At 46.7% G+C, this 22,320-nt stretch carries 22 protein-coding genes and 1 pseudogene; 6 read left to right on the top strand and 17 right to left on the bottom strand.

Translation table 11 applies throughout. The annotated features are described in order from the left end of the window. Positions 1-6 precede the first annotated feature (6 nt). Positions 7-1,170 carry an ABC transporter permease gene (locus HYR79_01390; protein MBI1820340.1) on the top strand — a complete coding sequence of 388 codons (1,164 nt, stop codon included), beginning with the start codon at positions 7-9 and terminating at the stop codon, positions 1,168-1,170. A 69-nt stretch (positions 1,171-1,239) separates the two neighbouring features. Next, positions 1,240-2,772 carry a YifB family Mg chelatase-like AAA ATPase gene (locus HYR79_01385; GenBank protein ID MBI1820339.1) on the top strand — a complete coding sequence of 511 codons (1,533 nt, stop codon included), beginning with the start codon at positions 1,240-1,242 and terminating at the stop codon, positions 2,770-2,772. Positions 2,773-3,602: 830 nt separating this feature from the next. Here HYR79_01385 and HYR79_01380 read toward each other — a convergent pair. The 13 genes and pseudogenes from HYR79_01380 to HYR79_01320 form a co-directional block, all read right to left on the bottom strand. Beyond that, positions 3,603-3,854, bottom strand: coding sequence for a hypothetical protein (locus tag HYR79_01380; protein MBI1820338.1), 252 nt, complete (start codon positions 3,852-3,854; stop codon positions 3,603-3,605). Between the two features lie 422 nt (positions 3,855-4,276). Further along, positions 4,277-4,612 carry a type II toxin-antitoxin system PemK/MazF family toxin gene (locus HYR79_01375; protein ID MBI1820337.1) on the bottom strand — a complete coding sequence of 112 codons (336 nt, stop codon included), beginning with the start codon at positions 4,610-4,612 and terminating at the stop codon, positions 4,277-4,279. Further along, positions 4,597-4,839 carry a ribbon-helix-helix protein, CopG family gene (locus HYR79_01370; protein MBI1820336.1) on the bottom strand — a complete coding sequence of 81 codons (243 nt, stop codon included), beginning with the start codon at positions 4,837-4,839 and terminating at the stop codon, positions 4,597-4,599. Before HYR79_01370 ends, HYR79_01375 begins: the two co-directional genes overlap by 16 nt. A 625-nt stretch (positions 4,840-5,464) precedes the next feature. Continuing rightward, complete coding sequence (locus tag HYR79_01365; protein MBI1820335.1) at positions 5,465-6,340, bottom strand: CoB--CoM heterodisulfide reductase iron-sulfur subunit B family protein; 876 nt, start codon at positions 6,338-6,340, stop codon at positions 5,465-5,467. 2 nt (positions 6,341-6,342) lie between these two features. Then, positions 6,343-7,296 carry a succinate dehydrogenase iron-sulfur subunit gene (gene sdhB, locus HYR79_01360; protein ID MBI1820334.1) on the bottom strand — a complete coding sequence of 318 codons (954 nt, stop codon included), beginning with the start codon at positions 7,294-7,296 and terminating at the stop codon, positions 6,343-6,345. After that, a complete protein-coding gene (locus HYR79_01355) occupies positions 7,296-8,963 on the bottom strand; it encodes an FAD-binding protein (protein ID MBI1820333.1) in 1,668 nt (555 codons plus the stop codon). Before HYR79_01355 ends, sdhB begins: the two co-directional genes overlap by 1 nt. A 96-nt stretch (positions 8,964-9,059) precedes the next feature. Next, positions 9,060-9,377 carry a hypothetical protein gene (locus tag HYR79_01350; protein ID MBI1820332.1) on the bottom strand — a complete coding sequence of 106 codons (318 nt, stop codon included), beginning with the start codon at positions 9,375-9,377 and terminating at the stop codon, positions 9,060-9,062. A 15-nt stretch (positions 9,378-9,392) separates the two neighbouring features. Further along, positions 9,393-10,853 (bottom strand): aminomethyl-transferring glycine dehydrogenase subunit GcvPB, encoded by a 1,461-nt coding sequence (gene gcvPB / locus HYR79_01345; protein ID MBI1820331.1) that lies wholly within the window; start codon positions 10,851-10,853, stop codon positions 9,393-9,395. Between the two features lie 88 nt (positions 10,854-10,941). Then, complete coding sequence (gene gcvPA / locus HYR79_01340; GenBank protein MBI1820330.1) at positions 10,942-12,285, bottom strand: aminomethyl-transferring glycine dehydrogenase subunit GcvPA; 1,344 nt, start codon at positions 12,283-12,285, stop codon at positions 10,942-10,944. 18 nt (positions 12,286-12,303) lie between these two features. After that, entirely contained in the window at positions 12,304-13,389 is a 1,086-nt protein-coding gene (gene gcvT, locus HYR79_01335) for a glycine cleavage system aminomethyltransferase GcvT (protein MBI1820329.1), read from the bottom strand. Then, positions 13,386-14,095 (bottom strand): annotated as a pseudogene (locus HYR79_01330) (ABC transporter ATP-binding protein). Before HYR79_01330 ends, gcvT begins: the two are co-directional and overlap by 4 nt. Then, positions 14,095-14,862 carry an ABC transporter ATP-binding protein gene (locus tag HYR79_01325; protein ID MBI1820328.1) on the bottom strand — a complete coding sequence of 256 codons (768 nt, stop codon included), beginning with the start codon at positions 14,860-14,862 and terminating at the stop codon, positions 14,095-14,097. The pseudogene HYR79_01330 and the gene HYR79_01325 overlap by 1 nt, the downstream one beginning before the upstream one ends. 24 nt (positions 14,863-14,886) lie before the next feature. Beyond that, positions 14,887-15,561, bottom strand: a complete 675-nt coding sequence (locus tag HYR79_01320; GenBank protein ID MBI1820327.1) for a tetratricopeptide repeat protein — start codon at positions 15,559-15,561, stop codon at positions 14,887-14,889. Between the two features lie 202 nt (positions 15,562-15,763). Here HYR79_01320 and HYR79_01315 point away from each other — a divergent pair, with 202 nt between their 5' ends. Beyond that, the gene (locus HYR79_01315) at positions 15,764-16,231 is read left to right on the top strand and encodes an LEA type 2 family protein (protein MBI1820326.1); all 468 of its coding nucleotides are present in this window, start codon (positions 15,764-15,766) and stop codon (positions 16,229-16,231) included. Positions 16,232-16,247: 16 nt separating this feature from the next. Here HYR79_01315 and HYR79_01310 read toward each other — a convergent pair whose 3' ends face one another. From HYR79_01310 to HYR79_01300, 3 genes are all read right to left on the bottom strand, one after another. Then, positions 16,248-17,351 (bottom strand): branched-chain amino acid ABC transporter permease, encoded by a 1,104-nt coding sequence (locus tag HYR79_01310; protein MBI1820325.1) that lies wholly within the window; start codon positions 17,349-17,351, stop codon positions 16,248-16,250. A gap of 33 nt (positions 17,352-17,384) precedes the next feature. Beyond that, positions 17,385-18,287, bottom strand: coding sequence for a branched-chain amino acid ABC transporter permease (locus HYR79_01305; protein MBI1820324.1), 903 nt, complete (start codon positions 18,285-18,287; stop codon positions 17,385-17,387). A gap of 174 nt (positions 18,288-18,461) precedes the next feature. Beyond that, the gene (locus HYR79_01300; GenBank protein MBI1820323.1) at positions 18,462-19,592 is read right to left on the bottom strand and encodes a branched-chain amino acid ABC transporter substrate-binding protein; all 1,131 of its coding nucleotides are present in this window, start codon (positions 19,590-19,592) and stop codon (positions 18,462-18,464) included. Positions 19,593-19,863: 271 nt separating this feature from the next. On the opposite strand from HYR79_01300, the gene HYR79_01295 reads away from it, so the two are divergent. The 3 genes from HYR79_01295 (at position 19,864) to HYR79_01285 (ending at position 20,845) form a co-directional block, all read left to right on the top strand. Further along, positions 19,864-20,025, top strand: coding sequence for a helix-turn-helix domain-containing protein (locus HYR79_01295; protein MBI1820322.1), 162 nt, complete (start codon positions 19,864-19,866; stop codon positions 20,023-20,025). Positions 20,026-20,346: 321 nt separating this feature from the next. Beyond that, the gene (locus tag HYR79_01290; GenBank protein MBI1820321.1) at positions 20,347-20,619 is read left to right on the top strand and encodes a BrnT family toxin; all 273 of its coding nucleotides are present in this window, start codon (positions 20,347-20,349) and stop codon (positions 20,617-20,619) included. 4 nt (positions 20,620-20,623) lie between these two features. Continuing rightward, positions 20,624-20,845, top strand: coding sequence for a CopG family transcriptional regulator (locus tag HYR79_01285; protein MBI1820320.1), 222 nt, complete (start codon positions 20,624-20,626; stop codon positions 20,843-20,845). Positions 20,846-21,137: 292 nt separating this feature from the next. Here the strand turns inward: HYR79_01285 and HYR79_01280 are convergent, their stop codons facing one another. Continuing rightward, positions 21,138-22,304 carry an acyl-CoA/acyl-ACP dehydrogenase gene (locus HYR79_01280; protein MBI1820319.1) on the bottom strand — a complete coding sequence of 389 codons (1,167 nt, stop codon included), beginning with the start codon at positions 22,302-22,304 and terminating at the stop codon, positions 21,138-21,140. Between the last annotated feature and the right edge of the window lie 16 nt (positions 22,305-22,320).

Genomic DNA, 22,320 nt, shown 5'->3' with positions numbered 1-22,320 from the left:
GGAAATATGATCCCCTTGAGTTATAGTTTTAGAAACCTCTGGATCCGCCGGATGACCACCCTTTTAACAGCGGGCGGCATGGCCCTGGTGGTGTTCGTTTTTTCGGCGGTTTTAATGCTGGCTAACGGCCTGGAAAAGACCCTGGTTTCGACGGGATCCGATCAGAATGCCATTATTCTCCGGAAAGGCTCGGACTCCGAGGTCCAGAGTATGATTACCCGCGATCAGGTCAATATTCTGAAAAGCCAGCCCGAAATCTCGACCGGGCCCGACGGCAAGGCTTTGGTGACCGGAGAGGTTCTCGTTTTGATTAATCTCCCAAAAAGGGCCACCAACAGGCCTTCTAACGTTGAGCTGAGGGGAGTTTTGCCGGAATCCATTCCCCTCCGGTCCCAGGTTAAATTGATAAAAGGGAGGTTCTGGCAACCAGGCTCATCGGAAATCATCGTCGGGACTTCTGTAGCCAAACGATTTCAAGGGATTGGTCTCGGAGAAAGCATTCATGTTGCCATGAGAGACTGGACCGTTGTCGGTCTGTTTGAATCCGGCGGGGCGGCCTTTGAATCGGAAATTTGGATCGATGCGGAACAGTTGATGCAGGCTTTCAAACGGACGATTTTCTCCTCTGTCACGCTCCAGCTCAAAAATCCAAACGATTTTTCATCGCTCAAGACCCGGCTCGAAGCCGACCCCAGACTGACCGTTACGGCAGAACGGGAGAAGGAATATTACACCAAGCAGTCAAAAGTTCTGGCGATGTTTATCCGAATTCTCGGGATTTTCGTAACGGTTATCTTCAGTCTCGGCGCAACCATCGGCGCGATGATTACCATGTATGCTTCAGTCTCAAACCGGACCGTTGAAATCGGAACTTTGCGCGCGCTGGGTTTTCGACGACGACATATTCTCACCGCATTTTTAATGGAATCTCTTTTTCTTTCCCTGGTGGGAGGCGGAGCCGGGCTCTTTTTTGCTTCTTTCCTTCAAACCCTCACCGTATCGACAACAAATTTTGCCACCTTTTCTGAAATCGCTTTTTCTTTCTCCCTGTCACCCTCAATTTTTTTGGCTTCTTTCCTTTTTACCCTTATGATGGGGTTTGCGGGAGGCGTGCTCCCGGCCGTTCAGGCAGCCCGAAGGAATATTGTTCAGGCCCTCCGATCCACTTAATCCCAAATTGACTTTCATGCCACGCTGGCATATAGTACTTTTTAATTTAATTTTATACAGGACTCTCCCGTGATTTCTAAGGTCTTAAGCAGCGCAGTATTCGGCCTGGAAGCCTTTCTCGTTGAGGTGGAGGTCGATCTTTCCCAAGGTCTCCCCAATTTTTCAATTGTCGGTTTGCCCGATGCCGCCGTAAAAGAAAGTAAAGACCGCGTCCGTGCCGCGCTAAAAAATACCGGGTTTAATTTTCCCGTCAAGAAAATCACGATTAATCTGGCCCCGGCAGACCTTAAAAAAGAAGGGTCGGCTTTTGATCTGCCGATTGCCATTGGAATTCTGACCAGTGACAGCCTGATTCCTCTTCAGGTCATTAAAGATTATCTGATTGTCGGCGAGGTTTCTCTGGACGGAAATATTAAGCCCATTCGAGGCGCTTTATCCATTGCCCTTCTGGCGAGAGAGGCGAAATTCAAAGGGTTGATTCTTCCCATTGATAACGCCAGAGAAGCCGCAGTTGTTTCCGGTATTGATGTTTTCGGCGTTCACACCATTCCGGAAGTGGTAGAATTTCTTCTTGGGAATCAAAAAATAACGCCCCTTCAAATTGACCCCCTTTCCTTATTTTTAAACCAGGAGCATGAGGTTGACGACTTTATCGATGTCAAAGGTCAGGAATCTGCCAAACGGGCTTTGGAAATTTCAGCGGCCGGGTCTCATAATGTTTTAATGGTCGGGCCCCCCGGGTCAGGAAAAACGATGCTGGCCAAACGTATTCCCGGAATTCTTCCTCACCTCCATTTCGAGGAGGCGCTAGAATCCACGCGGATTCATAGCATTGCCGGGCTTATTCTTCAAAGCCAGCCCCTGTTGATTCACCGTCCTTTTCGATCGCCTCATCACACCATTTCAGATGCCGGCCTGATCGGTGGAGGACAGGTCCCAAAACCCGGCGAGGTCAGTCTGGCCCACAACGGGATCCTTTTCCTGGACGAACTCCCGGAATTTAAAAGGAATGTTCTGGAGGTTCTTCGGCAACCCCTGGAGGAGGGACAGGTCATCATCTCCCGCGCCGCTGCCTCCCTGGCCTATCCGGCGAGGTTTATGCTGATTGCCGCTATGAACCCCTGTCAATGCGGCCACCTGGGGGACCGGCTGCACCCCTGTATTTGCACCCCGATCCAGATTCAACGTTACCGAAGCCGGGTTTCAGGCCCCCTTCTTGACCGAATCGATATTCACATTGAAGTGCCCGCAGTCAGGTTTAAGGAGTTGTCAAATGACCGGGCAAAAGAAAGTTCAAAAGAAATCCGGAGCCGGGTTTTCGCCGCGAGAGAACTTCAAAAAGAACGTTACCAAAAAGAGGGATTTTTCTGCAATTCCCAGCTGAAACCCAGGCATTTTAAGAAATATTGCGAGCTGGACGCGGCTTCCCGGCAACTGATCGAAACAGCCATGGAAAAACTGGGATTGTCCGCCAGGGCTTATAACCGGATTTTAAAAGTCTCCCGCACCATCGCCGACCTGGATAAACAAGAAAAGATTCAAACTCACCACGTTTCCGAAGCCATTGGTTACCGGAACCTCGACCGCCGTAACCGACTGTAAAATCCGCAAAACACGAGCGTTGAGACGAGTAGAAAAAGTACATTATCAAGAAACGCATGCCGTACCACTCAAGGTGACCTATCCTCAATTGACCTAGAAAGGATCGGAAGCCTTAGTCTGCAAAAAATCACTGATCCCATGTTCCGAAGCTTTCACCTACCAGTCCTTAAAAATTGAAAATCAGCAAATTAAGGATTACTAAAATAATCCAGTACAATAACGGGCAGGATTTTTTAAAAATAGATATCTGTAGGTAGGAGGAAGAAACTATTCGCTCTACTGACTACATTGAATGTTTTGAGAAATAGACCTCTTGGTAATCGGATTACGTAATTGATTTATGAGGATGCAAATTAAATTAGTAGTGTAAGTTTATATCTGTTTCAATTTTATTGTCTTTTATTCGCTCCGTTACTTTATAGCCTGATTCTACATAGCCACCCCCTCCTTCTAATGTGTTTCCATCTTTAAATGTAACTTTGAGTTTGTAACTGGACTCCCCTGAAGCATAGACTTTTATGTGCTTTGCCCGCATCAGAAGCTACCTATCCACAGCTCGTAAAAACGGCTGGAACCTCTTGCAATCCATTTCCCAGTCCCTGACAGGTCAACCGTACTTGCCTGAAATGCTTTTTCCTCCCTGACACTCCTGAGTAGTTACAATGATTTTTTCATATTATTGCTTTCTAAAACCCACTTGGATATGGTTGAAGCACCATTCTTGGGAGAAGATGTTCTCTATTTCCAATTGTACTCGGCACCTAAATTATTGCCGATATCTTGAGACTTTCAGCTTTGTTGTAATTTACGACCAATGGGAAAAACAGGTTTCAACTGCGAGCTGCTTTTGCTCTTTTGGTAGGATGCTTTTTTAGAACTACTGCGTGTTGCGCAACATTAATAAGAGAGCTAAGAGCCTCGTTTACTGCCTGCTCTGTTGGAAAAACCGAGGCTACTTCTGGTTTAAGTAACACAAGATTAGTTCCAGATCGATATGCCTTCAAATATTTTCCTCGAATACCCTTCCCAAGATCTTTTCGCAAGTACTCTGTGCGAAGTTCTTCGCCTTTAACCTTCTTCATAAATTTTCCTTTCATTCCGGGTCAATTGTTGCGGCTTCATGGAACGATATATCGTGTTTCCTTTCGTTCGTCGTAGCCTTTTTTTCATCCCACTCAAATTCCATCTATTAAACACACGATCGAATAATATCATGATCACCGTAATTGGAGTCTCCGCCTGCTTTAAAATGCCTCTGCGACAGAGCTCAACGATGTTTAATATTTTACTCTTTTCTCTTGGAATTGTATAGGAAAGAGTAGCTCTACCCATAAAACTTCGAGCGTTGAATTCCATTTATAATCGTGTATTGGACCGGACAGCCCAAGCTTGTGGATTTCAGGAAGGACTCGATTTTCTTATTCTTTTCATTGCCAAAAAAGCCGTCGGAGAATTACATCCAAAAGTGGTCCTATGGGTTTTGCAATAAAATCACTTAATTCATTTAGCCGACTAATTCAAAAAGACCTTCAATGATTTTTGATAGTTCAGTTTCTTGAATATGACCTATTTTCTTTTCAATTCTTTCAATTGAAAGGGTCCGGATCTGGTTGATTTTCACCCAGGAGGATTTGGGAAGGGCTGAGTCGTTTAATTGAAAAGAAAAGGGAAACCCTATTTTTTGAGGTTTGCTGGTTAACGCCAGGGCTATGACAGTCCCGGATCGATCATTTAGAACATTATGGCTGATAATTAATATAGGCCGTTTACCGGATTGCTCATGCCCTCGAGTAGGATTGAGATCGGCCCAATAGATATCGCCTCTTAATATTCTGGCCATGTTTCATTCTCCGCAACCAGGCCTTCCTCTGCAATAGTTTGTTCTTCCTCAATATCAAACTTCTTGGCCTCTTCAATCATTCGGGTTTTGTGCCATCTTTCCAACCTGAATTGAATGGCTTCTTGTATGGCTTTGCTGCGGTTTGGGTATTTCTTCTCTTTTACCAATCGATCAACTTCTTCAAGAATTTCTTCATCTAGTGTTATTGCAACTTTTGTGGTCGGCATAAGGCATCTCCATTGGTATTCTACTTTATCATACTTTTATTTATATATCAAATGGTCTTAAAACAAAATCCTGTTCAGATATCTGAGAAATCGCATTTGGAAGGTGGGATCAATTTAATTTTGACTCAGCACTCGATTCCTAGAAGAACTAAAACCAGTTGACTCTTTGAAAAATTATGATCATACATATAGTCATGAAAAGGTCAAATAATAAAAAAGAAATCACGGCTAATATCGCCACTTTAAAAGCTCGATTTTCTGAATTTCTTAGAGTCGTAAAAAACGGGAAAGAAGTTACGGTCTTGGATCACAAACTACCGATAGCTAAAATTATTCCTTTTGAGGCCGACTCAACCTTGAAGTCCATTCTCCCCCAAAAGAGTTTTTCCGAATTAGCAAAAATAACAATAAATCCTCTGAAGATAAAACCAAAATTTGATTCATTAAGCCTCTTGCTGGAAGAACGTGGATCCCGGTAATGTTGGCATACATTGATTCATCGATAAAGAGTTTTCCAAAATCTCCTATGGTATTTCGAGCGGGCTTCTACGAGTGGAATGCCTCAGAACAGCAGACCGATTCCGAATTAAAAACGACCTCCCTGTTGTATATTCGGAACTGAGCTTCAGGTTTGGAGTTTCGAAATGAGGGAGGCGACGGGGACGAAATGCCGCATCATCTGCATATCGACCGGAGAAAAGCCCATGGCAAGCCCTGCCAGTTGCGGAAGGTGAAGAACCGGCATCTCAAAAGGCTTCCCGATATGCTTTTCAACCCTTTCCTGCTGAAGATCGAGATTCATATGGCAAAGCGGACAGGGCGTAACCATCACATCGGCGCGGGCTGTTTTTGCTTCTTCCAGCCGTTTTCCGGACATGGCTAATCCGATATCGGGATTTTCCAAAATGACCGGAAATCCGCAGCATTTATTCCGCCCTTCATAATCGACGGCTTCACCGCCAAGGGCTTCAATAACGGTCTCCAGGGAGGTCGGTTGATTGGGATCATCATATCCCAGGGCGCTCGAGGGTCTTAAAATATAACAACCGTAAAACGGCGCGATTTTAAGATTTCGAAGCGGGTGGGTGACATAGGTTTTCAGCCGGTCCACGCCAATATCATCCAGAAGAATCCAAAGGAAATGCTTAACCTTCACCGTTCCCTTGTAATGGAGGCCTTCTTTTTCAAGATAAACGTTGATCCGTTTTAAAAGCTCAGAGTCTTCCTTGAGCTGTTTGTTGATTTGGGCCATGACCCCCTGACAGGTACCGCAAATGGTCATGAGGTCTAAACCTTCCGCTTCCGCAAGCGCAAAGGTTCTGGCGTTAAGCGCGATCGCCAGTTCAGGGTCCGCTTCAGTAATCACACCGGCGCCGCAACAAGCCGCGGATTTAAGTTCCACCAGTTCCATCTCCAATTTTTGAGTGACGAGACGGGTCGAAACATAAAGTTCAGGAGTAGCTCCTTTTGCGGCGCATCCCGTATAAAAAGCATATTTCATGGTCAAAATCCTCGAACCTTAAAGATTTTTCGAATGGAACGGATTCCCTTAATGGGCCAATGCCAAATAAAAGGGAGCTTTCCCCGGACCCACATTTTCAAAGCCAGAGGAAAAACCTGGAGAAGTTTCTCCGGAGACTTCCAGAGCATTTTTAAGGGTTGCAGCCCTTCATTGAGTCTGCCCTCTTTTTTCACAATATTGACAAAAGCTGTAATATGTCGTCCGGCCGGCGAGTCTCCCAGACCGGCTTTCAACGCTTCTCTTCTCAACCGGATAATGGCCTCCATCGGTTTTACATCTTTAGGACAGACCTCGACGCAAAAATTACACCTGACGCAATCCCAGATTCCGTTGGGTTCGACAAGCGCTCTCAGTCGTTTTTTCTTTTCCTGTCCCGCCTCCCTGGGGTCTGCAACAAACCGGTAAGCTTTCGCAAGAGCCGCGGGTCCCATAAACCCTGAGGAAACCTCAAGACTGTTGCAGGCCGAGGCGCAGGCTCCGCACATGATACAGGCGTCCACATTATGAAATTCATTGAAGGCCTCTTTCGGAAAACCCGCTTGATCAGCCGGGGTTTCTTTAAGGATTTCGGAATGAAGCCAGGGAGAAACTTCCCCCAATTTTCCCCAAAAGGGGGCCTGGTCAACGACCAGGTCTTTAATCACCGGGGCATTGGAAAGAGGTTCAATTTTCAGGGCTTCAAACCGTTCGTATTCTTCTCTCACGGAAGTTTGACAGGCAAGCTTTTCACTTCCGTTGATCCGCATCGTACAGGAACCGCAAATGGCGCTCCGGCATGAATAACGAAGAGCAAGACCCCCTTCTTCCTCTTCTTTTAACTGAATCAGCGTTTCCAGGACCGTTAAGTCGGATCGAATATCCAAATAATAATCTTTTAATTGAGGCTCCCGGTCCCATTCCGGATGATATCTTTTAATCTTTAAATGAATGCGCATTAATAAGACCTCTCTTTGGGAGGGTATTTGGATATGGTCACCGGCGTATATTCAAGACGAGGCGTGTCCTCATGATAGTAAGCCAGAGTGTGCTTGAGCCATTGCTCATCGTTTCGTGTCGGAAAATCAGACCGATAATGAGCCCCCCGTGATTCTTCCCTCGCCCAGGCGCTTTTGACAATCACCTCAGCAAGATCGAGAATCGAACCCAGTTCAAGAGCGGCAATAAATTCAGTATTAAACACCTTTCCCTTATCTTGAATGCAGATATCCTGATATCGGAGTTTCAGATGCTGAATCTCTTTTTCAGCCTCCGCCAGTTTTCCGCGAAATCGAAAAACCCCGGCATGACTCCCCATGAGATTCCCCAGGTCAGACTTGATCGGCCAAATCTTCTCCCCGTCTTTTTTACTCTTCAGCTTCGACAATCTTTGTTTTTCCCGCTCATAAAACTGGACGGAGGGGGGAGGCGGTGTTGATTTTTTAATATAATCCGAAGCGCGCAGGCCGCTTTGCCTGCCGAAAATCAGGGTGTCCAATAACGAATTTCCACCCAGGCGGTTTGCCCCATGAACGCTGACACAGGCACACTCTCCGGCCGCGTAAAGTCCTTCAATTTCCGTTTCACCCCAGACATTGGTTTTAATTCCTCCCATCGAGTAATGGGCGCCGGGACGCACAGGGATCGGCGCTTCAATAGGGTCGACCCCTGCGAAATTGATGGAGAGACTTCGGATCTGGGGTAACCGCTCTAAAATCTTTTCTCTCCCTAAATGGCGCAGATCGAGAAAAACGCACCCTTCAACGCCTCTTCCTTCTTCGATCTCCTGACCCGCCGCTCTGGAGACAACATCCCGACTGGCCAGTTCCAATGCTTTCGACGCATATTTGGACATAAAGCGGTCGCCCGGGGCGTTTATTAAATAGCCGCCCTCACCCCGTGCCGCTTCGCTAATGAGGATACCACTTTTTTTAAGCGTTGTCGGATGAAACTGGACAAATTCCATATCCATCAGCGGCGCTCCCGAGCGATAGGCCAGGCTCATCCCGTCGCCGGTGTTAATGACCGCGTTAGTGCTGATGGAATAAACCCGCCCATACCCCCCTGTCGCCAGAATAACCGCTTTGGCACTCATCATTTCCAGTTCGCCGGTTAAAACATTAAGCGCAAGGACTCCCCTGCAAATGCCGGCTTCGACAATTAAAGAGGTCACGTACCATTCTTCAAAAACTCTGGTTTTCTTTTTTAAGACCTGTTCATACAGGACATGCAGAAGGGCGTGCCCCGTTCTGTCCTGCGCATAGGCTGTTCGGGGAAATCCCGCCCCCCCAAACGGCCTTTGAGCAATTCTTCCGTCTTCATCCCGGCTGAAAATGACGCCTAGTCTTTCCATTTCAAGAATTTCACCCGGCGCTTCCTGACACATGAATTCAATGGCATCCTGATCCCCTAAATAGTCACTCCCCTTAATCGTATCAAAGGCATGATTTTCCCAGGAATCTTTGGGATTGAGCGCTCCGTTGATTCCACCCTGTGCGGCGACAGAATGACTTCTGACGGGATGAACCTTGGAGATCAGGGCAACATTCAGCTCCCGATCCGCAGCCAGCGCCGCTCTCATTCCGGCCAGACCCGCTCCAACGATGATAAGGTCGAAATTTAACAAAACTTCTCCTTAAACTGTTTTTTTAGGCCTGAAATCCGGGCAACCCAAAGGGTGCCCTTACAAGACAAATCCCCTGTTGGCCTACCGTCCTGTTTGTTACTCTGGATGGGCGGATACTTTTCCCGATTCAGGATCATAATCCAGGTTTTTGATTTGACTGCCGGCGAGGTGTCCGGCATTAACGAGATCATCCAGCGATTTGGGAAACGCACCCTGCTGGATTTGATAAGTTTGAACCGCCATCTGAACCGCGGAAAGATCAATAATCGACTGAACTTTTTTTGCTTTTTCAATCGGCTTAATCAATCCCAGGGGATCGCCGCCCTCATTGGAATGAGACCTGACGTTTTGAAGCGTCAAATAAAGGACGATTCCACTGACGATCAAGCTCAATAAAATTCCAATCCCTTTCATTAAAAACTTTCCCCTTTACTCTTTCTTCCACCTGACGTTAAGTTTTTTAACCGCTTCGGTTTCATCTAATCTTCCAACAGGCGTCGTAAATGGCGCGTTTAGTAATAGATTGGGATCCTTTTCGATTTCTTTTGCGATCGATATCATGGCGTCACAGAATGAATCCAGTGTTTCTTTTGACTCGGTTTCAGTCGGTTCCACCATTAAGGCTTCTTCGACGATCAATGGGAAATAAACCGTCGGGGGATGAAACCCGTAATCCATCAGCCGCTTGCAAATATCCCGCGCATGAATCTCTTTTGATTTGAATTTTTTCGCCGTAAAGACCACCTCATGCATAGAAGGACGATCTTGAGCGACTTTGTAAGTTTTATCCAGTTTCTTACGCACATAATTTGCGTTTAAAATGGCCATTTTGCTGACATTGGCCAGTCCTTCATCGCCATTGGACCGAATATAAACATAAGCACGGACGAGATTCCCAAAATTTCCAAAAAAGGTGCTGACTCTTCCAATCGATTGGGGCCGGTCATCATCTAAAAAGACAGCTTTTCCCTTCTTTTCAACCGTCGGTCGCGGCAAAAACGGGGCGAGAACCGCTTTCACCCCGATAGCGCCGGCTCCGGGCCCTCCGCCTCCGTGGGGCGTGGAGAAGGTTTTGTGAAGATTGGAGTGAACAACATCAAAACCCATGTCGCCGGGACGAGCCACACCCAGGAGAGCGTTTAAATTTGCCCCGTCCATATACATGAGCCCTCCGACCTGATGAACCGCTTCAGATACTTTTAAAATCTCTTTTTCAAATAAACCCAGGGTATTGGGGTTTGTCAGCATCAAGGCGGCACAATCCCTGTCCAGATGTTTTTTGAGATCATCAAGGTCAATCAACCCCTGGGAATTTGACTTGATTTCTTCGACCTCAAAACCGGCCAGCATTGCACTCGCCGGATTGGTGCCATGGGCGGAATCAGGGATCAGCACCCTGTGTCGATTTTCCCCTTTTGATTGCAAATAGGCCCGGATCATCATTAAGCCGACCATTTCCCCCTGCGCACCCGCGACGGGCTGGAACGAAACACGGTCAACCCCAAGGATTTCCTTTAACAGCTCTTCCAGGGCATAAAGGAGATGAAGCGCTCCCTGAGCCGTTTCCACAGGCTGAAGCGGGTGAAGAGCCGACATGCCCGGCAACCTCGCCATTTCATCATTTATTTTTGGGTTGTATTTCATTGTGCAGGATCCCAGCGGGTAAAACCCGGAATCGATTGAAAAGTTCTTCTGGGAAAGTTTTACATAATGACGAACCATGTCCTGTTCGCTGACTTCGGGCAAACCTGGCGGTTCTTTTCTTAACAATGAAGGGGAAAAAAGGGATTCTACCTCGGTTTGAGGAACATCTAAAGGAGGAAGACCATAGGCTGTTCTTCCTTTTACGCTTTTTTCAAAAATAAGTTTCCCGGGTGCTGTGCTTTCCAAAAATGTTCTCCAATAGGGCTCGCCCGCAGGTATCCGACCCTTCTTTTGGGTCAAGAAGGCCTCCGAAACGAAACTCGGTTTTTTAAGTTTAATTTACTTTGGATATTGTTTCAACTAAACGATCCATCTCGACTTTTGTCCGCTTTTCCGTGACGCAAAACAAAACGTGGTTTTCCAGTTCCGGATAATAATCTCCAAGATCCAGGCCGCCGACGATTTTCTCTTTCAATAAATGCTGGTTGATCTCTTTGGGCCTCTTACTCGTTTTCAAAGTAAACTCTTTAAAAAAAGGAGCCGGCCAGGGAACGGAGATCCCCTTCAGTCGGCTTAACTCTTTTTGGAGGTAATGGGCCTTTTGTGTCGATTGGACGGCCACTTCTCCCAACCCTTGCTTTCCTATCGTCGCCATGTAAAAAAGCATCGCAAGGGCGTTTAAAGATTCATTCGTACAGATATTGGACGTGGCTCTCTCCCGTTTGATATGTTGTTCCCGGGTTTGAAGCGTCAGACAATATCCTTTGCGGCCCTTTTTGTCATGGGTCGCCCCGACGATCCTTCCCGGAAGTTGTCTGGCATACTCCAATTTCGTAGCAAAAAAACCGACGTAAGGACCTCCGTAGCTCATCGCATTTCCCATTGCCTGGCCTTCTCCAACCACAATATCGGCTCCCATTTCTCCGGGAGATTTAAACAACCCCATCGCAATCGGGTCAATCGAAACGGCCACCTTTGCTCCCTTTTCATGGGCCGCTTGAATCAATTCGTCCACTTCTTCGAGGTTTCCAAAAAAATTAGGAAACTGGAGAAGAAGTCCGGCCGTATCTTCTGTAATCAATCTGCGAACTTCACCGGGAGGTGTCACGCCGTTGACATAAGGAATTTCGACAAATTTTAAATCAAGCCCATGGCAATAGGTCCGGATAACTTCCCGGTAAAAGGGATGAATGGTCCTGGGAAGCAGGATCTCGGATTTTTTCTTTGAAATTCTAATCATCATTAAAACAGCTTCCGCGAGAGCCGAGGCGCCATCGTATAACGAGGCGTTGGCCACTTCCATTCCGGTCAGCTCGGAAATTCCGGTTTGAAATTCATAAATCGCTTGAAGCATCCCCTGGCTTAATTCCGCCTGGTAGGGCGTATAGGCGGTATAAAACTCAGAACGAAACAGGAGAGGCCCGATGACGGCGGGGATATAATGATCATAAGAACCTGCTCCCAGGAAACAGGTGAATTGTTCGAGATCGGCGTTTTTTTCATTGAGCTGTTTAATTTCGGACCGAACCTCTAATTCCGACAGGGCCCGTCCGATTTTCAACCTTCCATTAAATCGAACCGTCTTTGGAATATCGTCAAGGAGAGCCTCCAATGAATCAACCCCTATGGTTTGAAGCATCGACTGTATGTCTTCGGGAGTGTGGGGAGTATACGGCATCTTTAAATCCTTTAAATTTTATTTTTTCTTATAGAAATTTTTATCTCTTATCAACGCGGGGATCTTCTTATCCCTTACGCCAATTAAGATTTCATCCCCTGGTTTGTTGAAATCCGATTGGATCAGGGCCATTCCAATCCCTTTCTGGACCGACGGAGTGAGATTGCCGCTGGTCACTTCCCCAATCTCATGATCATCATGGAAAACTTTACAATGCTGGCGGGGCACATTTTTAAATTTTAATTCAAAACCGACCAAAATACGGGACACCCCTTTTTTATTCTGGGCCGACAGCGCCTCTTTCCCGATGAAATTTTCTTTTCCAAAATAGACAAACCTCGCTAAATCGGCTTCGAGCGGAGAAATCTCCTCCGTGAGTTCATGACCATAAAGGGCATAGCCCATTTCAAGCCTAAGCGTATCGCGCGCGCCCAATCCGACGGGAACGAGTTGTTCATCCTGACCGGTCTCATAAAACAGATTCCATAAATTTTCGGAAAACTGGACCGGAAAGTAAAACTCATATCCCCTTTCTCCGGTATATCCCGTTCGGGCAATCATCGCCGGAACGCCTGAAATTTCTTCTTCGTAAAATTCAGCATGTTTTAACGATTTAAACCTCTTGCCGAGGATTTTTTCTAAAACCCGGGGCGCTTTTGGCCCCTGCAAAGCGATCATCCCGACCTGATCGCTGATATCCCTAATTTCGACTATGAATTTTCCTTTTTGGTTTAAAAACCACTGATAGATTTTTTCCCGGTTTGAAGCATTCACGCAAATAAAAAAGTCCGTGTCCCCCTTTTTATAGATAAAGATATCATCTTTGACTCCGCCTTGAGGGTTGCAGACCAGAGAATACTGAGCTTTTCCCGGAACTAACATGTCAACGTTGTTGACGGTAACACCCTGTAAAAACGGCCCGGCATCGGGACCTTTTACGCTAAGCCGGCCCATATGGCAAATATCAAATAGACCTGCATTTTCCCTGACCGCCTTATGTTCGGAAACCACGCCATGATAAAACAGCGGCATTTCCCAGCCGCCAAATTCAACGAGCTTTCCTTTTAATTTTCTGTGCGTTTCATAAAGGGGCGTTCTTTTCATTCAGATCTTTCTCCAAGATAGGCGGATTTAACTCTTGAGTCACATAGCAATTGAGAAGCATGTCCCTGCATGATGATCTGGCCGGTTTCCATTACATAACCCCGGTTCGCGATCGAAAGGGCCATTCTTGCGTTTTGCTCAACTAACAATAAGGTTAAGCCGGCATCTCCTAATTTTTTAATCAATTCGAAAATTTTCTCAACAATAATAGGAGCCAGGCCCAGGGAAGGTTCGTCCATCATTAAAAGTTTGGGTTTTGCCATTAAGGCTCTCCCAATGGCTAACATCTGCTGTTCCCCGCCGCTAAGGTCCCCCCTAACTGATATTTTCTTTCATAAAGAACCGGAAAATATTCAAATACATTTTCCATCGCGCCCTTTTGAAGATTTTTTTTAAGGGAGAACGCGCCTAATTCGAGATTTTCTAAAACAGTCAGCCTGGGGAAAATTCTTCTCCCTTCCGGCACTTGAGAAATTCCCAATAATACAATTTTATGGGGAGAAAGCCCAGAAATTTCTTTATTTTTAAAAAAAATTTTTCCGGATTTTAAAGGGAGCATTCCGGAAATCGCCATCAGGGTTGTCGTTTTGCCCGCCCCGTTGGCGCCGATTAACGAAACAATCTCGCCTTCATTCACCTCGATTGAAGTTCCCTTTAGAATTTCAATCGACCCGTAACCGGAACGAATCTTTTCTATCCGAAGCATTAAACAGATCCGGCGCCCAGATAGGCCTCGATCACTTTCCGATTTTGCTGAATTTCGCGAGGTTTTCCTTCGGCAATCTTGACGCCATGATCTAAAACAATAATTTTTTCGGAAATGCCCATGACCACCCTCATATCATGTTCAATCAACAGCACGGTCACGCCGGTCTCTTTAATTTTTACCATCAATTCCATCAGGCCGGCGGTTTCTTTTGGGTTCATCCCCGCGGCGGGCTCATCCAAAAGCAATAGAGTCGGTTCCGTGGCGAGCGCTCTAACAATTTCCAGCCGCCTTTGATCGCCGTACGAAAGCTCTCTTGCCCATTTTGAGTGTTGGGATTCAAGTCCGACAAACTTTAAAAGGCTAAAGCTCTTCTGGATCAGCTCTTTTTCAAATTGCCGGACTTTTGGAGATCTGACCAGAGCGCCCAGAAATCCGTAACGGTATCGAAGGTGTCCCCCGACCATAACGTTTTCAAGCGCGGTCATCCCTCCAAAAAGGCGAATGTTTTGAAACGTCCTGGCGATTCCCCGACCGGTGATTTCGTTGGCCTGCAACCCTTTTAAATTTTTTTCTTTAAAAACAATTTCTCCCCCGCCAGGGGGGATTAATCCGGTGATACAATTGAAAAAAGTCGTTTTTCCGGCGCCATTTGGACCAATGAGGCTGGCAATCTGGCCTTCTTCCAGGTGAGCCTCAATTCCATCCAATGCGGAAAGCCCTCCAAAAGACTTTGATAATTTTTTAATTTCAAGTAAATAGCCCACAACGGCAACCTTTTCCCTTTTTTATTATTGAAAAGGCTTGATTGATTTAAAGGTGTTGAACCTCTCTTCCTCCGTTAAGTCTTCCATCTTCCACTTTTCTGGAATCGCGTTCCACGAAGCGGCAATCTTTTGAATCACTTCATCCGTTTCTTCCAGACTGTCAAATTGAGATTTTCCATGCTCCGAAAGATACGCTTTTACATGAATCTCTTGAAATTGCTGAAAAAAGCGAGGGTCTCCTAAAATTTTGGGCTTACTGTAATCCGACGTGAAATCTTCGAGATACTCCCTGGCCTTCCATTGGGCCGGGTTGCAGGCAAGGGATTTCTGCCAGCATTCCAGGGCATCTCCCGGATGGCGCTGTTCCCACCAGGCAATCCCCAATTGAAGATAGGCATCGGAAAGGCTTTCTTTTTGACCGGGATCAAAAAGGGAAATCGACTGTTCGAAAAAATTTTTAGCCTGGTCCCACCTTCCCTGGCGGCTATGGAGAATTCCCATACTATAGTAAGCCGGCGCAAATTCAGGATAATTTCTCATTAAGATTCTCAACTGCTGAAAGGCCTCTTTTTCATTTCCGGAAATATTTTCAATATCCGCCTGCACCACCTTTGCCCAAAGATCTTCAGGGCTGGATTCGATAACCTGCCGGATGAGATGCTTCGCCTCGTCCCAATGTTCGGCCATCGCGTATTGCATGGCCTGCTTGATCTGTTTGTCCCAAGAACAGCGATAGAAAGTTGTCATTGCGAGCGAAGCGAAGCAATCTCGCCATCGTGAACCGAGATCGCCACGCACCCTGCGGGCGCTCGCGATGACAGGCAAAACAAGGAGTTACAAATCCTATCGCTGTTCTTGGGACTATTTACTTGCTTAAGCTGATCTGCTAATCTGTTGCCTTATGAAAGCTTTATTTTACAGCATGGCGCTCTTGATTTCATTTTCTTCCGGGTCGTGCGCACCAGCCCTGGTTAAACCTGATTTTTCGGTCCAGGAAATAGAATTAACCGGCGTATCATTTTCCGCCATGGACCTTGCGTTCAAGGTTAAAGTCACAAATCCAAATCGAGCAGGGGTCAAGATAGAAAAACTTTCTTACCACCTTGATCTAAATCATACCGAATTAGGCTCCGGGGAACTTTTAAAACCCGTTTTTATAAACGCGTCTGATTCTCAAATCGTAACGCTCCCCTTTTCATCTTCCTTTATGGGAATGTCAAAAACGCTGACCCTTTTGTTAGGTAATGATGAAATCAATTACGAATTAAATGGAACCGTCATCTTATCGAAGTTTCTAATTAAACAGGAGTTTCCTTTTTCCAGCAAAGGGGCGGTGCCGGTTAACCGGTCCACGTTCCACCATGAATAATTTTAAGGTTCATCCTTTAAACCCCTTCCAGTTTTCTTCTGATATTTCCAATCATCCCCTGAGGCCGAAGAACCATCATCAAAATCATTGCAAGACCAAACACCAGCATCCGGTATTCTGAGACCTGTCTCAGCGCCTCCGGAAGAATGATTAAAATCAGGGCGCCCAATACCACCCCCGGAATACTGCCAATTCCTCCCAATACTACCATAGATAAAATTAAAATCGATTCAAAAAAGGTAAAGCTTTCGGGAGAAACAAATCCGAACTTACCGGCAAAAAACGTTCCGGCAATCCCTGCCCAGGACGCTCCCAACACAAAGGCAAAAACTTTAAGTTTTGTCGTATTTAATCCCATTGACTCAGCGGCAATTTCATCTTCGCGGATGGCGATCCATGCCCGCCCGATTCTGGAATAATTAATGCGTTGAATAGACACGATGGCGATAAAAACAATGACCAGAATCAAATAATAGTAATGGACCGGCTGGGTGAAGCTAAACCCTCCAATTTGAGGATGGGAAACGCCTAATATCCCCTTCGGGCCGTGGGTGACCGAATCCCAGTTGTTTAAAACCAAATGTAAAATCTGGATAAAACCAAGGGTTGTGATGGCCAGGTAATCCCCTTTCAGCCGCAGAGTGATCACGCCCAAGGCAAATCCAAAACAGCCTGAAAAAAAGGCCCCCACCGGCAGAGCCAACCAAAAAGAAAGATGAAAATGGGTCGAAATCAGGGCATAGCTATAGGCTCCAACCGCATAAAAAGCCGCATACCCTAAATCGAGCAGTCCCGCAAAACCGACGACAATATTCAAACCCAGAGCCAGGACAATATACAGGCCCGCCATGGTGAGGACATCAAGCTGATAGTTATCGAGCCCGAGAGGGAGTCCCAGCAGAATAACGACCCCTGCGCCTTTTGCGATCTTTAAAAAGCGGGGCGACTTCCGATAGGGGAGTCTTTCAAAAGCCTCTTCAAGTTTTGAATAGAACGGTTTTAGCCTCGCCGCATGCCGAAGAATCAGCCCCCCGCCAAAGAGAACCCCGGACAATTTTAACGCGTTGATCCACCCCATAAAAGGAAGGCCTAAAAGACCAAACCAAAGCGAAACCATCATTAGAGTCAAAACAGGTTTATTAATCAATTTTTCCTAAACTTTTTCTTTAGACGCTTCACCCAACAAACCCGATGGTTTTAACAGCAACACCAGGGTTAAAATGAGAAAGGCAAACAGATCTTTATATTCACTGGAAATATAACTTGCCCCCAGACTTTCCACCATCCCCAGCAAAAGCCCCCCCGCCATCGCTCCGGGAATATTTCCAATTCCCCCTAAAACGGCCGCGGTAAAGGCTTTTATTCCGGCAATGTAGCCAATAAAAAAATTAACGGTTCCATAATACATGGCCACCATCATTCCCGCCGCGGCCGCGAGAAATGATCCAATGACAAAGGTAAATGAAATGATAAAATCAATATTAATTCCCACGAGGCTTGCCATTTTTTTATCCTGCGCCGTTGCCCGCATTGCTTTTCCAATTAAAGTTTTTTTAACCAAAAAATAGAGAACTCCCATCAAAATAAAAGAAGAACTTAAAATCACGACCTGAAGCGATGTAAGCCTGATTCCAGAAAACAGGATTTCAGAATTTGGAAAAAGATGAGGGAAAACCACGTCTCCTGACCCTTGCGTCAGCATCACGTAATTTTGGAGAAAGATTGACATTCCAATGGCGGAAATTAAAGGAGACAGGCGATGAGCGCTTCTCAACGGGCGATAGGCCACTTTTTCCATGGTGTAACCATAGGCTCCGCAGAAAACCGCGCTCAAAATAAAAGACAAAAAGAGAGAAAGAAACAGGAAATGACGGGTCATTCCAATCGTGGTAAAAAAACCCAGAAAAATAATAGAGAGGTAGGCCCCGATCATATAAATCTCACCGTGGGCGAAATTGATGAGTTCCAGGATACCATACACCATGGTGTATCCCAGGGCCACCAGGGCATAGATGGCTCCAAGGGTCAGGCCGTTAATCAACTGCTGAACTAACATTTAATCAGCAGACCGCTGAAAAAGCCCATCTGCTGCGTTCTCGAATCTCGGCTTCCGAGATGTACCACAAAGCTTGCTCGCAAGCGATTCCGCAGCGAAGCTATGATTCTCACTTTTATGGCCTCGATCACCTCGACTCTGCGGCCTAGCACCTGGAGCTTTTTGAGCAGTCTGTTATGGTTTCCAGTATTCAACAAACTTTCCTTCTTTAACGATCCACACCACATAAGGAGAGATTAAAAGATCTCCCTTAGAATCAAACTGAATCTGGCCTGTTGTCCCTTTCCATTGAATTTGGTGCAATTGAGCCGCCAAAGACTTCCCATCGGTAGAACCCCCTTTGGCAATCGACTCGAGAAGAACGTTCGTCGCGTCATAGGCGTAAAGGGAATACGGACCATGCTCTCCGTATTTCCGATGGTATTTTTCCAGGACATCGGCGGCCTCTTTTTGTTTCGAAGGGTCCGCGGAAAACGTTAAGAAAGTTCCCTCTGCCGCCGGTCCGGCAATTTTGAGAAAGGTGGGGTCAAAGGTGCCGTCACCGCTCAAAAATGGCGCTTTTATTCCCAATTCTTTTGCCTGCATCACCAATTGCCCGGCTTCCGGGTAAATTCCTCCAAAGAAGATCATATCCGGATTCTTCCCTTTAAGGGTCGTTAAAATCCCCCGAAAATCTTTTTCGCCCTGCGTTAAACCGGTAAAATAAACAACTTCTGCCTGATCCTTTAAGTTTTTCTTAAATTCATCCGCAAGGCCCTGACCGTAGGTGGTTTTATCGTGGAGAATGCCGATTCTCTTAAATTCCTTATGGTTTAAAACAAATTCTGCGGCGACTTTCCCCTGCTGGTCATCCCGGCCGCAGACACGAAAGATATTGTCATGCCCGCGTTCGGTTAATTGAGGGTTGGTCGACGCGGGGGTAATCATCGGGATTCCCGCCTGATGGTAAACATCCGATGCGGGAATGGATGAACCGCTGTTCCAATGACCAATGACTCCCACGACCCCGGAGTTAACCAATTTATTGGCGACCAGCACCGCCTGTTTGGGGTCATGCTGGTCATCTTCAACCAATAATCCGATTTTCTTCCCTAAAATCCCTCCTTTTTCATTCCATTCAGAAACCGCCAATTCCGCTCCATTTTTCTCATCGATCCCCATCTTACTCTGGTCTCCGGTCATCGGCCCGGCAATCCCGATTTTGATCGTATCTTCTTTTTTTTGACATCCACCGAAAATCCCAAAAAAAACAAAAACAAGCCCAAGAAAAAGAAACATTCCTCTTTTTTTACTTATTAAAAACATCCATTCCTCTCATATATTCAGGGGCCTTCGAGAAATATACTCTCAATGCCCCCGAACCCCGCGTTACGCACCGGCTAAGCCGGTTGCTTCACTAAAATTCAAAAAGGCTGATTTTCTGGTGAGAATACACACAAAAATTTTATATGTCAATTGACCCGGACCAATGTAGCATTTTTGTCCTCTGATTTTAACCTGTGACTCAATTCGACAACATTTTAAACACCTTTTGCTGGGAATTAAGAACGTCATAGAAGCCCAGGGATTTACTGTTTTGTCCCGAAAATCTGGAATAAGTCGCCGGATTTTGTATAAAGCTTTCTCAGAAACAGGTAATCCGACGGTAGAAACGCTGTTAACTCTTCTAGATACGATCGGAGTAAGTATTAGATTCAAAACTGAGAATTTCAAAAATAGAAAAAAATCAGTGGCTTAGGAAATGACAATTCCCCTTATCACGTTTTTACACGAATCGTTTCCGGACCCCCACATGGGATAGATGATGAGGTTGTAATTCAAAAAGCTTTTTATTCCGTCCGGTTCACGGGAAGTAAACCTGTGTACAGTTAAAGAGAATGATCTGACAAAAACAAGAAAATAGACCGGATCTTACCCCGATAACTTTTAAGAATTCTTCATATCTTGTATTTTTTAAAACATGAATCAAGAATAGACTCGATCCCTTTTTCCCCGTTTTTTAAATATTTATAACAATAAAATGTTGACATAATAGTGCTATTTTGACATACTTATAACAATGGACTTTGACAATACCTTTGATAAAAACAAAAGTGAATGGACAAAAGAGAACAGGGGTGTAGATTTCATGGAAGCCAGGAAGATTTGGAGTGATTCTGATTCCATTTCTGTTCCGGCTAAGGTTATTGGAGGAGAAACCAGATTCTTACAAATCGGAACTTTAAAAGAAAAAGTCTGGACGGTTTGCTATACCATCAGGAATGATCAAATCAGGATTATATCGGTAAGGAGGGCAAGAAATGAAGAAGAAGAAATTTACAGAAATTCATAAAAAGATCACAGCCAATGAATTTGATGACAAATTTGATAAGGGGGAGGATCTGTCCGAACACCTTGATTGGGAAAATGCGACCAAACGAATTCCCTTTGATCTTCCCATTTGGGCGGTAAAGAAAATTGACCAGGAAGCAGCCAGACGTGGAATGACCCGACAATCCGTGATAAAAAACTGGGTCATTGACAAAGTAGATGAACTGACCGAAAAACAGGCTGTTTAAAAAACTCTACGCCGCTCTCTACACAATGAGTCAAAACGGGACTTGACCTTTCTCTTAAATAAATTAAATTTCAGGAACCGAGAAAAAATCTGGAGAGGAACAACCTTCCCTTTTCGGGAATACAGAAAATTCAGACTGGAGATCTTTCAAACCCATTCTACAAATAAACAAAACTAAAGATTAAAGATGTGACCCCCCTGATTCTCACTGGATCCTTAAGGCTGGGGTTAATCTCCTTTGGGTGTGTCCGTTCAAACTAGGGCGAGATCAGGGTGACCCCTTTTCGTACTGTTCACGGTTGAAGCCGGGTGGGTTTTAGACCCAACGGACTTTGCACCGCGCTGAACAGATTGTCGTACGCAAGGCCCCAAGGGGGACGCAGGAAGCCGAGGGCGCGCACGTCCTCGAACCAATGGCCGAACGGGGACCGGCGGGAAAACGTTCCGCCTCCGAGCACACGACAGATCCGCAACAGGCAAGATTCGGCAAGATCGGCCATCGACTCCTTTCCCAGGAGAACCTCGCGGCCAGGCGACGGACTTGTCTCCACGGCCCGGAGCATCCCCTCGTAGGCCTGCTTGGCCAGCCATGCCTCGGACTCCGCGCGTATCCACTCGACCTGTTCGTACGGACGAAGATCGTTCGGGCGTTTTGTAATCAACGCACGAGCCGCCTCCATCGCGGTCTCGACCACGCCGAGAACGACCGCGGCGAAGAGGCAACCGATGACAGGGCCGGCCGCGTCCGCGATCGCACGCCAGTGACCCGGCCAGGCCATTCGGGTGGCCGGAAAGCGCTCGAAGGCCATCGAGTGGCTCTGCGTCGCGGCCATCCCGTGGCCGTCCCATTCGGCGACGAGCCGCAATCCCCGGGATCCGTCCCACGGAACGCCGCGCATGTCAACGAAGAACCAATCAGGGTCGGTCTCCCCTTCTGGAACAGCCGTGGTCACCATGAACGAGCTGATTCCTGATCCTGATCCGAAGTGTTTCGTGCCGGTCAGGTAACTGGCCCCATTCCCGCGAACGGCTGCCACCTTCGTCCGCCCCACGTCTCCGCCGGAGCCCGGCTCGGAGGTGATCGTTCCCCACAGCTCGTGAGCCGCGGATTCGAATACGGCCCGCCTCTGAGCGGCCCAGGCGGCCGCAAATTCCGGCGGGACCTTGGGCGTAGACAGCCAGAAGGACAGCACGGCCGGATGCATCGATGAGACCAACGCGACCGAAGAATCGCCGTGGGCCAGAGCGCGCAAAATCTCGCAGACGGACCGAGCCGACCCGACTGCGTTCGTCCACAGACCCCCGAACTCAGCCGGAACTCCGGTCAGGAGGAACCCCGCCTCGCGAAGCGCGGCGAAATCAGCCGGATCAAGCGACCGGCGCTGCTGGCGAGCCGGCCGATCGGCCGCAAAGGTTTCGGCGATCGCCTTCACACGTTCAAGAACTTTCTTGGCATCCATCTCGCTTCTCCTAAAA

The sequence above is a fragment of the Nitrospirota bacterium genome (assembly GCA_016178585.1).
Classification (GTDB): domain Bacteria; phylum Nitrospirota; class Nitrospiria; order JACQBW01; family JACQBW01; genus JACOTA01.
Note: the sequence above shows the minus strand (reverse complement) of the source record. Positions and strands in the feature narration are given on the sequence as shown.

What these genes read in the sequence shown, in the direction of transcription:
- HYR79_01365 (MBI1820335.1), bottom strand. Translation starts at nt 6,340, where the DNA reads ATGAAATATGCTTTTTATACGGGATGCGCCGCAAAAGGAGCTACTCCT.
- sdhB (MBI1820334.1), bottom strand. Translation starts at nt 7,296, where the DNA reads ATGCGCATTCATTTAAAGATTAAAAGATATCATCCGGAATGGGACCGG.
- HYR79_01300 (MBI1820323.1), bottom strand. Translation starts at nt 19,592, where the DNA reads ATGTTTTTAATAAGTAAAAAAAGAGGAATGTTTCTTTTTCTTGGGCTT.
- HYR79_01310 (MBI1820325.1), bottom strand. Translation starts at nt 17,351, where the DNA reads ATGATGGTTTCGCTTTGGTTTGGTCTTTTAGGCCTTCCTTTTATGGGG.
- HYR79_01290 (MBI1820321.1), top strand. Translation starts at nt 20,347, where the DNA reads ATGGACTTTGACAATACCTTTGATAAAAACAAAAGTGAATGGACAAAA.
- HYR79_01315 (MBI1820326.1), top strand. Translation starts at nt 15,764, where the DNA reads ATGAAAGCTTTATTTTACAGCATGGCGCTCTTGATTTCATTTTCTTCC.
- HYR79_01320 (MBI1820327.1), bottom strand. Translation starts at nt 15,561, where the DNA reads ATGCAATACGCGATGGCCGAACATTGGGACGAGGCGAAGCATCTCATC.
- HYR79_01380 (MBI1820338.1), bottom strand. Translation starts at nt 3,854, where the DNA reads ATGAAGAAGGTTAAAGGCGAAGAACTTCGCACAGAGTACTTGCGAAAA.
- HYR79_01350 (MBI1820332.1), bottom strand. Translation starts at nt 9,377, where the DNA reads ATGAAAGGGATTGGAATTTTATTGAGCTTGATCGTCAGTGGAATCGTC.
- gcvPA (MBI1820330.1), bottom strand. Translation starts at nt 12,285, where the DNA reads ATGCCGTATACTCCCCACACTCCCGAAGACATACAGTCGATGCTTCAA.
- HYR79_01370 (MBI1820336.1), bottom strand. Translation starts at nt 4,839, where the DNA reads ATGCCGACCACAAAAGTTGCAATAACACTAGATGAAGAAATTCTTGAA.
- HYR79_01305 (MBI1820324.1), bottom strand. Translation starts at nt 18,287, where the DNA reads ATGTTAGTTCAGCAGTTGATTAACGGCCTGACCCTTGGAGCCATCTAT.
- HYR79_01375 (MBI1820337.1), bottom strand. Translation starts at nt 4,612, where the DNA reads ATGGCCAGAATATTAAGAGGCGATATCTATTGGGCCGATCTCAATCCT.
- gcvT (MBI1820329.1), bottom strand. Translation starts at nt 13,389, where the DNA reads ATGAAAAGAACGCCCCTTTATGAAACGCACAGAAAATTAAAAGGAAAG.
- HYR79_01280 (MBI1820319.1), bottom strand. Translation starts at nt 22,304, where the DNA reads ATGGATGCCAAGAAAGTTCTTGAACGTGTGAAGGCGATCGCCGAAACC.
- HYR79_01390 (MBI1820340.1), top strand. Translation starts at nt 7, where the DNA reads ATGATCCCCTTGAGTTATAGTTTTAGAAACCTCTGGATCCGCCGGATG.